This is a genomic window from Pseudoalteromonas sp. P1-25, assembly GCF_001401805.1.
GTDB lineage: Bacteria > Pseudomonadota > Gammaproteobacteria > Enterobacterales > Alteromonadaceae > Pseudoalteromonas.
Map to the genome: position 1 here is coordinate 1 of NZ_LKDW01000030.1, position 11,384 is coordinate 11,384.

14 protein-coding genes and 1 tRNA gene are annotated in these 11,384 nt (G+C 40.1%); 10 read left to right on the forward strand and 5 right to left on the reverse strand.

Features of this window, described 5'->3' with window-relative positions:
* Positions 1-11 precede the first annotated feature (11 nt).
* Positions 12-87, forward strand: a tRNA-Gly gene (locus tag AN393_RS15840).
* A gap of 440 nt (positions 88-527) precedes the next feature.
* Here the strand turns inward: AN393_RS15840 and AN393_RS15845 are convergent.
* The 3 genes from AN393_RS15845 to AN393_RS15855 all read right to left on the reverse strand — a co-directional run bounded on the left by AN393_RS15845 (position 528) and on the right by AN393_RS15855 (position 1,927).
* Positions 528-956, reverse strand: a complete 429-nt coding sequence (locus AN393_RS15845; protein WP_055016391.1) for a secondary thiamine-phosphate synthase enzyme YjbQ — start codon at positions 954-956, stop codon at positions 528-530.
* Positions 953-1,420 carry a chemotaxis protein CheX gene (locus AN393_RS15850; RefSeq protein ID WP_055016392.1) on the reverse strand — a complete coding sequence of 156 codons (468 nt, stop codon included), beginning with the start codon at positions 1,418-1,420 and terminating at the stop codon, positions 953-955. Before AN393_RS15850 ends, AN393_RS15845 begins: the two co-directional genes overlap by 4 nt.
* A 72-nt stretch (positions 1,421-1,492) precedes the next feature.
* Positions 1,493-1,927 carry a transcriptional repressor gene (locus tag AN393_RS15855; protein ID WP_055016425.1) on the reverse strand — a complete coding sequence of 145 codons (435 nt, stop codon included), beginning with the start codon at positions 1,925-1,927 and terminating at the stop codon, positions 1,493-1,495.
* A gap of 94 nt (positions 1,928-2,021) precedes the next feature.
* Between AN393_RS15855 and AN393_RS15860 the strand changes: the two genes are divergently transcribed.
* The 8 genes from AN393_RS15860 (at position 2,022) to AN393_RS15895 (ending at position 7,560) form a co-directional block, all read left to right on the forward strand.
* On the forward strand, positions 2,022-2,642 hold the full coding sequence (locus tag AN393_RS15860; RefSeq protein WP_055016393.1) for a MarC family protein: 621 nt from the start codon (positions 2,022-2,024) through the stop codon (positions 2,640-2,642).
* A gap of 81 nt (positions 2,643-2,723) precedes the next feature.
* Complete coding sequence (dusA, locus tag AN393_RS15865; RefSeq protein WP_268796327.1) at positions 2,724-3,713, forward strand: tRNA dihydrouridine(20/20a) synthase DusA; 990 nt, start codon at positions 2,724-2,726, stop codon at positions 3,711-3,713.
* Between the two features lie 241 nt (positions 3,714-3,954).
* Positions 3,955-4,647, forward strand: a complete 693-nt coding sequence (locus AN393_RS15870; RefSeq protein WP_055016394.1) for a PspA/IM30 family protein — start codon at positions 3,955-3,957, stop codon at positions 4,645-4,647.
* Between the two features lie 10 nt (positions 4,648-4,657).
* Positions 4,658-4,864: a PspC domain-containing protein gene (locus tag AN393_RS15875; protein WP_055016395.1), complete on the forward strand. Its 207-nt coding sequence runs from the start codon at positions 4,658-4,660 to the stop codon at positions 4,862-4,864.
* A 9-nt stretch (positions 4,865-4,873) separates the two neighbouring features.
* Entirely contained in the window at positions 4,874-5,200 is a 327-nt protein-coding gene (locus AN393_RS15880) for a hypothetical protein (protein ID WP_055016396.1), read from the forward strand.
* Positions 5,201-5,278: 78 nt separating this feature from the next.
* Entirely contained in the window at positions 5,279-5,791 is a 513-nt protein-coding gene (locus AN393_RS15885) for a copper chaperone PCu(A)C (RefSeq protein WP_055018586.1), read from the forward strand.
* 8 nt (positions 5,792-5,799) lie between these two features.
* Positions 5,800-6,786 carry a DUF2333 family protein gene (locus AN393_RS15890; protein WP_055016398.1) on the forward strand — a complete coding sequence of 329 codons (987 nt, stop codon included), beginning with the start codon at positions 5,800-5,802 and terminating at the stop codon, positions 6,784-6,786.
* Positions 6,787-6,789: 3 nt separating this feature from the next.
* Entirely contained in the window at positions 6,790-7,560 is a 771-nt protein-coding gene (locus AN393_RS15895; protein ID WP_055016399.1) for a TIGR04219 family outer membrane beta-barrel protein, read from the forward strand.
* A 24-nt stretch (positions 7,561-7,584) separates the two neighbouring features.
* Here AN393_RS15895 and AN393_RS15900 read toward each other — a convergent pair whose 3' ends face one another.
* Complete coding sequence (locus AN393_RS15900; protein ID WP_055016400.1) at positions 7,585-8,472, reverse strand: TIGR03899 family protein; 888 nt, start codon at positions 8,470-8,472, stop codon at positions 7,585-7,587.
* Positions 8,441-9,022: an SRPBCC family protein gene (locus AN393_RS15905; protein ID WP_082422765.1), complete on the reverse strand. Its 582-nt coding sequence runs from the start codon at positions 9,020-9,022 to the stop codon at positions 8,441-8,443. Before AN393_RS15905 ends, AN393_RS15900 begins: the two co-directional genes overlap by 32 nt.
* A 142-nt stretch (positions 9,023-9,164) precedes the next feature.
* On the opposite strand from AN393_RS15905, the gene AN393_RS15910 reads away from it, so the two are divergent.
* Positions 9,165-11,366, forward strand: a complete 2,202-nt coding sequence (locus AN393_RS15910; protein WP_055016401.1) for an EAL domain-containing protein — start codon at positions 9,165-9,167, stop codon at positions 11,364-11,366.
* The last annotated feature ends 18 nt before the right edge of the window (positions 11,367-11,384 follow it).

Sequence of the window (11,384 nt, forward strand, 5' to 3'; positions counted from 1 at the left end):
CTAACTATAAAGCGGCACTAGCTCAGTTGGTAGAGCGCGACCTTGCCAAGGTCGAGGTCACGAGTTCGAGCCTCGTGTGCCGCTCCAATCTCTCTAAATACCCCACTAAAACAAAAACGTCTTAAAACAATATTTTTATCTTACCTACGCAATTTATTCATAATGGTTATATTGCATTGAGCTTTTAATCTAGCAGTACAAAAAATAATTAAAGAATGACAATGAGCAATAATACTTAATCATTTTGCGGTGCTAAACGTGCCACTACCAAAGTTAAAAAGACCTCATTTACGGCTGCATGGATGCAGAAGGTAGAGCAATGCAGGAACAATTGCCGAGAACGACTAAATAGCAAATTTTAGCCTAGCTATAGATATACTTTTTACCTAAAAATAGCTTAGTTGTTTTACGTAAGGTCCTATGAAGCCATTAAATATGCGTGGCAACATGCCGCCGCGCGGTATAAAGAATTTTAAATAATGCGAAGTGACGCGGGTAAAAGTAAGGGAGGGGAGGTCAATACAAGGTTAAAAGGTTTCGCCTTGCAAGGTCGCTATAATACGTCTTGCACCGCCAGCGTCACGATGCTCGCCTAAGTAAATACCTTGCCATGTACCTAGCGCTAAACGTCCGTTGCTGATAGGGATACTTAGCTCGCACCCTAGCGTGCTGGTTTTTATATGGGCTGGCATGTCATCGTCGCCTTCGTAATCATGGCGGTAATAAGACTGGCGCTCAGGTACAAAATGGTTGAAGTGGCTTTCCATATCCATGCGCACTGTTGGATCGGCGTTTTCGTTTATGGTTAAACTTGCCGAGGTGTGTTGAATAAATAAATGCAATAGGCCTACTTTATAGTTAGTAAGCTCATTTAATTGGGCAAGAATTTCATCGTCAATTAGATGAAATCCTCGGGCGCGCGGTTTTAAGGTTATTTGAGTTTGTTGCCAGCTCATAATTTATCAAAGCTAACTTCTATATTCGCATCACCCGCATCGCAGCTAAATGGCATAATTATTTTTTTGCCTTTACTTTTATGTGTGATGATGTGGCCTTTACCAGCGACAACAATCGGAGTTGCCATATCGAAATCATAGCCTTTTTCGCCGAGTAAATTTTTAGCGCCGCCAGTTACCATATTAGTAATTTCCCCAACCATATCAGTTACTTCATCATCAATACCGTCAGGGCGCTCACCAAGCATGCGTTCCATAATGGTTAGGGCTAAGTTTTCATCAAAGGTAATTGAAAATGAGCCACGTGTTTGCGCGCCCACCATGCCAATTAAACCTGAAACATCTCCACAGGCGACTTCGTCTGTTTTGATACGCGGTTTACCTGGTTTTAACTCGGTTTGTGCCATTGTAGATAACACATTGATCAAAGAAGATAAAAATGGATTAATGAACTCAACATTCATGTTAGGTACTCTTAAAATTGGTGCTAAAGTGGCTATCTGTATATGAGTATAGCTTTAAAACAAACTTTGGGTTTAGCTTCTACAAGACTCACACTTACCATGTGCTTCAATAGTTTGTCCTGATACAACAAAACCGCTTTCTGCTGCTAAGTTGTTCAGTTCGTGAGAAATAACGGTAGAGTGCAGCTCTTTTACAAAACCACAAGTGTCACAAATTAATAGCTGCACAGGATGAATATGATCAAAGTGATGACAAAGCATAAATGCATTGGTGCTTTCTATTTTGTGAATAAACCCCAGCTCTGATAAAAAGTCTAGTGCACGATAAATCGTTGCAGGTTTTGCGCCTGACTCTGTCATTTTTAATTGCTCGAGTAAATCGTATGCACCTACGCCACCTTGCGCGCTGGCTAACAAACGAAAAACTTTTTCGCGGATTGGCGTAAAACGCGCGCCGCGGTTGTCACAAACTTGTTTTGCTTTACTTACGAGTGATTCTATATTCATCATTCTCTTATCCTTACGCTACCGTGATATACTAACATACTGTGTTGTACTTGCAGCGTTTTTATTAAACACTTTTTATCTAGGAAGCCCATTAATGCATGAATTAATAGCTATATTTATTTTCTTTTTTGCGGTGATAGACCCGATAGGTACAGTGCCTGTATTTATTGCTGTGACACGCGGGGAGGATGAAAAGTTTAAACGAAAAGTTGTTTTCAAAGCGGTAGGCGTATCTGCAGTGGTTTTACTGTTTTTTGTTATAGCTGGCGAGCAACTGTTAAATGCAATTGAAATACCGCTCTCGGCGTTTCAAATAGCCGGTGGCATTGTATTGCTTATTTTTGCGCTTTCAATGATTTTTGGCGAAAGTAAGCCCGAGTCTGAAATTAAAAGTGTACGTGACAGCACAGAAACCGCTATTTTTCCGTTAGCAATTCCCTCTATAGCTAGTCCTGGTGCTATGCTAGGCGCTGTACTGATGACGCGCAACGAAGAATATACGTGGGTTGAGCAAGTTACTACATCGTCGATGATGCTGGCTGTACTTGTTGTTGTACTTGTACTTTTGTTACTCGCAAATCACGTGCATAAGTTAATCGGCGACAGTGGCGCAAGCATTATAAGTAGAATCATGGGGTTAATTTTAAGCTCCGTGGCTGTGACAAATATACTCAATGGTATTGCGCATTATTTTGGTTTACAAATATACAGCTAACATTGATGCTAATTAGGCTTTTGTGTAGAATACAGCGCCTTTTTATGGGCGCATTTACTTATAATCCCCGAGGCTTTTACATTGCAAAAACGCACATCAGGTAACCCTACGTTAAACAGGCGCTTTTCAGTTGCCCCCATGTTAGATTGGACAGATCGTCATTGCCGTACTTTTCATCGTAAGATGACTAAGCACGCTGTTTTATACACTGAGATGATCACCACAGGGGCTATTTTATTTGGGCGTGGCGATTACTTACACTTTAATCAACACGAAGGGCCGGTTGCTTTGCAACTGGGTGGCTCAGACCCCGATGCGCTTGCTAAATGTGCAAAACTTGCGGGTGAGCGTGGCTACGATGAAATTAACCTAAATGTAGGCTGCCCATCAGATAGGGTACAAAACGGGCGCTTTGGTGCTTGCTTAATGGCTGAGCCTGATCTGGTTGCACAATGTGTTGCAGCAATGAAAAGCGAAGTAGATATTCCGGTTACGGTAAAAACGCGCATTGGTATTGATGAACAAGACTCGTATGAGTTTTTATGCGCGTTAATTGAAGCTAGCCATAAAGTTGGCTGTGATGACTTTATTATTCATGCCCGTAAAGCGTGGTTGAATGGCTTAAGTCCTAAAGAAAACCGTGAAGTCCCGCCGCTTGATTACCCACGTGTTTATCAGCTAAAAAAAGACTACCCACAGCTCGATTTAAGTATTAACGGCGGTGTTAAAACGATTGAAGAAAGCCTTGCGCATTTAGCGCACATAGACGGCGTTATGATTGGCCGCGAAGCATATAGCAACCCATTTATGCTTAATGAAGTGGATGAAAAAATTTACGGTGAGGTGGCTAATACCCAAACGCGTCACGATGTGGTGCGTGCTATGTACGATTACATCGAAGAAGAAATGCGTTTAGGTGCTAATTTTTGGCATATAGCACGTCATATGTTGGGGATTTTTCAGGGGCAGCCTGGGGCGCGCGGATTTAGACGTCACCTTTCAGAAAATGGCCATGGTAAACAGGCTGATTTGTCGGTTATGGATAAAGCATTGAGTTTTGTACCCGAATAAACTTAAGCCGTATAAATTTTAAATTAAGCCACTTTTTAGTGGCTTTTTTGATCCTAAAATTTAGTCAAAAGATCAAAATATTAGTTAATTACACTTTTCTATGTTCAGCTTATGGTCACTTGCAATGACACCTTTTAAATTTTAAGTGTATGTTTTGAAAGTATAATATTTATTTTTTAAGAGTTTGGCATAACTCTTGGAATCGTCTTGTTGTTATCAATTAAAACAATGGGACAAAACAATGAGTGTATTTAATCGCGTAAATGACGTTATCAAATCAAATATAGCAGCCATGCTAGATAAAGCTGAAGACCCTGAAAAGCTTCTCAACCTTATGTTAAGTGAAATGCAAGAGGCATTAAATGAGTGCAGAAGCACTGCTGCTGCCTTACTGTGTGAAGAAAAAACGCTTAAACGCCAAATCGCACAAAAACAAAAAGATTTAACCTCATGGCAAACAAAGGCAGAGCTTGCCGTTGCTAAAAACCGTGATGATTTAGCCAAGTCTGCCTTGTTAGAAAAACAACAAGTACACGACAAAATTGCTGAAAAAAGCACGCAGCTAGATGAGCTTAAAGAGTCGATAAAGAAAATTACAGCGGATTGTGAACGTTTACAACAAAAAATGGCGCACGCTAAAACTAAACAAGCGCAATTAATAAAACGCCACGATATTGTTGTTGCACGTGAAAAAGTGAATATGCAATTACACAGCGACAATGTTGCCAATGCCTTGTCTCGCTTTGAAATGATAGAGCAAAAAGTGGAAGGCATAGAGGCACAAGTTGATGCTTATGAACTTACACATACGGCACGTTCAACCGCTGAGCAAATAGCGTCTTTAGAAAAAAATGAAAAAATAGATGCAGAGCTGGCTCGTTTAAAAGCCAGTGTTAAACATAATAATATCAATACAACAGTGCCAAACGCCTAGGGAGTTGAGTATGAATAACTTTAAAACACAGCGTGGTTGGTACAAAGACTCGCTTAATAAAAAAATATCGGGCGTTTGTAGTGGTTTAGCGCGTCGCCTTGATTTTCCGGTGTGGTCAACACGCTTAGTGACTATTTTATTATTTATAAGTTTTCCGTTTGCAGTGGCGCTTGGTTACTTTATAGCTCATTGTTGCCTTGAAGAGCGGGCGTATTAGGAGAGGGATATGAAAACCTTAGCAATATGTGTTGTTGTTTATGTATTACTTTTTACTGATGCGGTGTCGTTAATACATTTTGATTCATGGCAGTTCCCGTTGTGGATTGCAGATATGAGCTGGGTAGGACTAGAGTTGGCCGGCGTATTAGTTGCCATTATTGCTGTAGTAGCTGTTATGGCTTTAATAACCATGGGGTTAATTGGCGCAGGGGTTGTTGCATTAGTTGGCACCATTTTGGCGCTGTTATTTGGCTCGGTAATGATAGCGTGGCCTTTATTATTTGTAGCTGTACTGTGTTGGTTGGTGCTCGATAACAAAAAAGTAACCTCTTGAGCCTTAATTTAACTGACTATTATTAGTTAACTATGTTAAATTTAAAGTGAAATTTATGCTTTCACAAGGAACAAAGCGATGATGAAGCAGTGCTTTTTTATGGCCTCGGCGTTAATGTTTAATGTGTTTTCGTCATCGGTTGCTGCACATGCTGGGCACAGCCACGATACAGACGAAGTTAAACTTGAAGTAAGCCATGCGCAAGTAAGAGCGTTTTTGCCTGGCAGTAAATCGAGTGTTGGCTATTTAACAATTTCTAACCACGGTGGCGGTGTTGCTAAATTAACCAAAGCAACCATTGAAGGTTTAGGCAGAGTGGAGATTCATGAGCATACACATGTCAATGGTATGATGAAAATGCAACAAGTTAACGCTGTTACCATTAAGGGCCATGAAAGCTTAAGCTTTCAGCCTGGTGGTTACCATTTAATGGTATTTGATCCACAAGAACCACTAAAAGTAGGGCAAGAACGTAAACTCACGCTATATTTTAGTGACGGTAATCGCTTGTTTACTAATGCTCAGGTGGTCTCACTTGAAGCGCAAGCCGCGAATTCTAAGCCATCTAAAAAACAACACGCTCATCACTAGGAGGATAAATGTCGCAACACAAAGGAAAAATAGCTGGTGCATTGATTGCGCTGCTTATTATTTTTTACGCTATTGCTGTTTATTGGAGTATTGAGCCGGCACGCTTTAACGTGGTTACTCATGCAAAAGAGACGGCACAAGCGCGTAGTGAAAAAATGGTAACGGGCTACACAACAACCACAACACTCATTACTGTTGCTAGCACTTTACTTGATAAGCAAGGTGGCTATTTATCAAACGATGTAATGCCCCCAAGTGTGATAATGGATGATATGCCTGCATGGGAATATGGCGCGCTTGAAATGGTGCGTGATTTAGCCCTATCTATGCGTAAAGATTTTAGCCGTTCGCAGTCGCAATCAACCGAACATGAAGCGCTTAAAAAAGCGCAGCCGCAGTTTAATATTAGCTCTGAGGCATGGGCTTGGCCAAGTGCCGAGGGAGAGTACCAAAAGGGAATTGACTATTTAGTAGTATACCGCTCACAAATTGCTAACGAGCATGAGCGAGATAGTCAATTTTACTCACGTGCAGATAACCTACGTAGCTGGTTAAAAGAAGCCGAAAAGCGTTTAGGTAGTTTAAGCCAGCGTTTAAGTGCAAGTGTTGGCCAAGACAAGGTAAATACTGATTTAGCAGGTAACTCATCTAACACGCAGGCAACCTATTCACCACTTCAGCAACAAGTAAGGACGTCGTGGTGGGAAATAGACGATGTATTTTACGAGTCGCGTGGTGCAACGTGGGCGTTATTACACTTTTTACAAGCGGTTGAATACGACTTTGCAGATGTACTTGAAAAGAAAAACGCCCGTGTAAGCTTACAGCAAATTATACGTGAGCTTGAGGCAACACAAGAAACCGTGTGGAGCCCAATGATTTTAAATGGGAATGGCTTTGGCTTTGTAGCAAATCATTCTTTAGTAATGGCAAATTATATTTCAAGAGCCAATGCGGCTTTAATCGAACTTAGCGAACTACTAGCTCAAGGATAAAAAATGAAAAAGTATTGTTTAGCAGCTGCCCTTTCCATGGCATGTTTAGCCCCTGCAGCACAGGCAGACACTTTATTAGGTTTATATGTAGGTGTTGATGGCTGGCAGTCAGATAATGACGGTCAGTTTTCTTACAAAGATAACGCACCACAAGATTTTAATTTTGAAGACGAAACTTTTATTAGCTACTATGCGGCGCTAGAACACCCAGTGCCATTAGTTCCTAACCTAAAGCTTAAATATACAGAGCTTGAACTTAATGGTTCTGCAACCCTTACTGATACGTTTAGCTTTAATGGCTCAGATTATGTGGTTGGTACAACGGCAAACACATTAAGTGATTTAACTCATATTGATTACATTCTTTATTACGAAATTTTTGATAACGATTTAATTTCAATTGATTTAGGCTTAAACGCAAAGCAGTTTGACGGTGACGTTGTTGTCACTGGTACTACTCAGCAAGGTGGTACTAACTTCTCTGAAACTGTTGATTTTTCAGGCTTTGTACCACTTGCGTACGGCCGCGCTGAAGCAGGCTTACCCTTTACAGGTTTAAGTGTGTTTTTTGAAGGCAGCTTTTTAGCTATCGACGATAGCAAAGTACAAGACTATCAAGTAGGCGTAGCGTATGAACTTATTGATAACCTGGCTGTAGATGTTGCAGTTAAAGCGGGTTACCGTTCAATGACGCTTGAGCTTGATGATGTTGACGATATTAATACCGATATTGACGCATCAGGCCCATTTGCGGGTATTCAGGTTCACTTTTAATTAGTGAGCTTATAACGTGGTGTGCTATTTATTAGCATGCCACGTTAAATCAAACTCACCCTCCAGTGCATTATTAATTAATTGCTTATACACCTTATTTATAGGGTAGTTTATGAGTTTAGAAAGCTCATCGCCAGTTTGCGTAAACTTATAATAGCTTAATACCAAGTCACTGCTTTTAGCTTTTAATGTCACTTTTTGCGATAAAAACGACAGGGTGAGTTCTTGGCCTGCTTTTAATACGGCCGATTCTATCTCTTTTCTGTAGAGTAAATTAAGATCCATAAGCGTTAGAATATCAGGAAAGCTGATCCCCGTTTTTCCTAAATTAAGCGACACCTTATTACCTTTTCGTAACAAGTCAAAAAGCGATGGTTTTTTATAAAACCCTAATAAAATAAAGTGGCTGTCATCTTTTGCGTTGTAGCTGCTCAGCGATACACATTTTTGTAATGCATCTGCTTCACGTTGGGTCATGTGTTTGAGTGTTTGTAAGCTTTTTATAGAAAAAGTACCTGGGTTGAGTGTCTCACCAGTTAAAATTTTAGCCCACAATGTTTGCATTGACTCGTTAGAGGTGTCTTCACATAGGGCAATAAAGCGCTCAATCCAGTCGGCATCGGGTTGCTTATTACTTGCCACGTCGGGGCAAAATTCCATGGCTTTAGCTAAAATGGTTTCTATGTTTTGTTGCTGTTTTATAAGCAGTAAATCTTGGCGCTTTTGGGCGCGCGCTAAAATAGGGTTATCACTATTTATGTGATAAAGCGGGTTTAGATCGCCTTTCGAACCGTAACTTTGATTTGTACTTGGTTGCCCGGTATTGCTGGTTATTTTTTTTACAGGGTAGCCAAGTAAAGACTCAATTATATTAGCAAGATTAATTCTCGCTTGGGCTGATTTTACTGTCATTTGTATCCAGCTGAGTTTTTTGGTCGCGTAATTGCGCCACTGTTTGTAAGTTATTTAAGCCAAGCGACACCGTATTGTTTAATACGTACTCGCTTAAAATCGATAGATAACCTGAGATTAGCGGGGCGTTTGTTTGGCCATTAATTTTACAAGTTACATTTACCCTATCTTCTACTTCGTTAAAGGTAATTTCACCTTCAATAATATGTTCATTTTTTAAAAGCGCATTAAAGGTCATTCTATTTTTTGAAAGCGAAGTAATGGTCATTTCACCGTATCCCCAATCGCTTTGCCACGATTGATGCGCGCCTATACCTCTGATGGGCTCGCCGAGCGCAAAACGAATGCTTGGGTCTACTTTGCCCCAAGGTGACCATGTATGCCATAGGCTAAAGTCTGACACGAGCGATTTAACAGTTTCTACTTTGGCATTTATTTGTATGCTTTTATTGACGCTGTAATTTTGCGGAAGCGTTAAACCAATCAAAATAGCCGCTAAAATTAACAATGAGAGCGTTTTTATTAGGGTTTTAAAAAATTTAATATGCACACCTTTCACGAGTTTTTTAGTTTGAAATATAACAACTTTTTATTAATCGACTATAGTATGAATTAGCCTATAAACCAAAAAATATATTTTTAGTACATAGGTATGAGGTTATTTAAGCATTAAAACTGATAAAGGGAAGATAATGTCGTCAGAACAAAGCGATTTTTTATTTTTAGCGCCAGACAGCGAAGAAGAAATAACCCCAGAGGTATCTGACTTTTGGGATGTTTTGATCGTTGATGACGATCCTGAAATACATTCAGTGACTAAGCTCGCGTTGTCGGGCGTAGAGTTTTGGGGAGCAGGGCTACGTTTTCATGATGCATATTCCGGCAGCGAAGCCATCGAAATACTCAAAAACAATAATACAATATCTGTCATTTTTTTAGATGTAGTGATGGAATCTGATGATGCGGGTTTACAAGTTGTTAAGCGTGTACGCGAAGAGCTTAATAATCAACATGTACGAATTATTTTACGTACAGGCCAAGCGGGTAACACCCCAGAAGAAAAAGTAATTCGCGAATACGACATTAACGACTATAAAACAAAAACCGAGCTGACCCGTTCAAAGCTTGTGACATCGCTCATTACAGCGATACGCTCGTACGAGCAAGTATGCAAGCTTGAGTATCAAAGTGATGCGATGAACACTATTGTTTCGGCATCAAAGTCTATTTTAGGTCTCACCGATATTAAAGTACTGTGCAAAGAAATTATTAAACACTTAGGCATTATTTTAGAGTCCCAGCAGGTTGGGCTAGTGTGCAGTAAACTTGATGGCGAAAACCATATACAGGTGCTTGGAGGAAGCGGTCATTATGAAAGCTACTTTGGTGAAAAGCTTATTAATGTAGACAGTATGGCCTTAGAGCAAGTTGAGCAATGTTTTGAAACTGCAAAGCATACACAAAGCGACTCAAGCATGACCTTTATTGTAAAAAGTAAGCATCGTCAGGCTGCCATTTATTTAGCGTGTGAGCATAAACCAAGTGAAGCACAGCTACAATTTGCAGAGATTTTTCTTACTAATGTGAGTGTAGCCCTTGATAACGTTAGGCTGTTTGTAAAGCTTAGGGATGCAGCCTACAAAGATGTACTTACAGGTATTTCTAACCGTACTAATTTTATAGAGCGGGTGGAGCGTTATCAAAAACCACATGTGAATGACTATGTTTTTGTATTAATTGATATAATTGGTTTTGCAGATATCAATAATGGCTTAGGGCAAGAAATTGGCAACCATTTACTCATTGAAATCGTAAAAAGGCTTAAAGACGCTTACCCCGACGCAAAGCTACTATCACGTATTGGTGCGGATGTTTTCGGCTTTATTATTCGCCAAACAGAATTTAATCTCGAACAATTTAACGATGTACTGAATGTACCTTTTAAAGCTGGTGAGCATATTTTGCCCATCGATTTTAGAATTGGTTTATGTCAGCAGCAAGACTTTCAAAGCACAGGTTTAGACACACTCAAAGTTGCTTATATTGCGCTTAATCAAGCTAAAAAGCTTAAATGCAAAGAAGGGGTTTACTACGAAGTTGATATGCAAGATAAAATGGCCTGGCGCTTAGGTATTATTAGGCAGTTACGCCATGACTTTGCCAGAGAAAAGTTACAGGTTTGGTATCAGCCGCAACTTTCCCTCGATAATTTATCGTTAATTGGTTGCGAAGCCTTACTGCGTTGGCCATCAGAAGATGGCTCGTTTATATCGCCAGCTGTGTTTGTGCCATTAGCAGAGGACGCCGGTTTAATTGTTGATATTGGCCAATGGGTGTTAGAGCAAGCATGTCAGCAGCAAAAACGTTTAGAAGCGTTGGGTGAAGAAATTTGCATTGCTGTAAACGTATCTGTGCCGCAATTTAAGGTAAAGGGCTACGCGACAACAGTAAAAAACACTTTACAAAAGTATGACGTTAAACCTTGTAATATCGAATTAGAAGTCACTGAAAGTGTGGTGATGGATGAACTAGAAACCGTGATCAATACCTTAAAAGAGTTAAAAGAGTTAGGCGTTGAAGTAGCGATTGATGACTTTGGAACGGGCTTTTCTTCGTTGAGTTACTTACAAAGCTTACCGCTTGATAGACTTAAAATTGACCGCGCTTTTGTAAAAGACTTGCCCGATAACGACACCGGCGCTATTGCTGCTTTGGTGGTGTCGCTTGGCGCTAAATTAGGTCTGAAAACAATTGCTGAAGGTGTAGAAACACAGCAACAGGCAGAGTTTTTAAAAAACTTAGGGTGCGATGAAGTACAAGGTTTTATGTATGCTAAGCCCATGCCCGAGCAAGAACTGTTAGAGTTTATAAAAGAGCGAAATAAAAAAGACTAATATAAACAGATCACATAC

Coding starts and splice junctions, on each gene's coding strand:
- AN393_RS15850 (WP_055016392.1), bottom strand. CDS start 1,420: ATGAATGTTGAGTTCATTAATCCATTTTTATCTTCTTTGATCAATGTG.
- AN393_RS15880 (WP_055016396.1), top strand. CDS start 4,874: ATGAAAACCTTAGCAATATGTGTTGTTGTTTATGTATTACTTTTTACT.
- AN393_RS15890 (WP_055016398.1), top strand. CDS start 5,800: ATGTCGCAACACAAAGGAAAAATAGCTGGTGCATTGATTGCGCTGCTT.
- AN393_RS15910 (WP_055016401.1), top strand. CDS start 9,165: ATGTCGTCAGAACAAAGCGATTTTTTATTTTTAGCGCCAGACAGCGAA.
- AN393_RS15875 (WP_055016395.1), top strand. CDS start 4,658: ATGAATAACTTTAAAACACAGCGTGGTTGGTACAAAGACTCGCTTAAT.
- AN393_RS15870 (WP_055016394.1), top strand. CDS start 3,955: ATGAGTGTATTTAATCGCGTAAATGACGTTATCAAATCAAATATAGCA.
- AN393_RS15895 (WP_055016399.1), top strand. CDS start 6,790: ATGAAAAAGTATTGTTTAGCAGCTGCCCTTTCCATGGCATGTTTAGCC.
- AN393_RS15885 (WP_055018586.1), top strand. CDS start 5,279: ATGATGAAGCAGTGCTTTTTTATGGCCTCGGCGTTAATGTTTAATGTG.
- AN393_RS15845 (WP_055016391.1), bottom strand. CDS start 956: ATGAGCTGGCAACAAACTCAAATAACCTTAAAACCGCGCGCCCGAGGA.
- AN393_RS15855 (WP_055016425.1), bottom strand. CDS start 1,927: ATGAATATAGAATCACTCGTAAGTAAAGCAAAACAAGTTTGTGACAAC.
- AN393_RS15900 (WP_055016400.1), bottom strand. CDS start 8,472: ATGACAGTAAAATCAGCCCAAGCGAGAATTAATCTTGCTAATATAATT.
- AN393_RS15860 (WP_055016393.1), top strand. CDS start 2,022: ATGCATGAATTAATAGCTATATTTATTTTCTTTTTTGCGGTGATAGAC.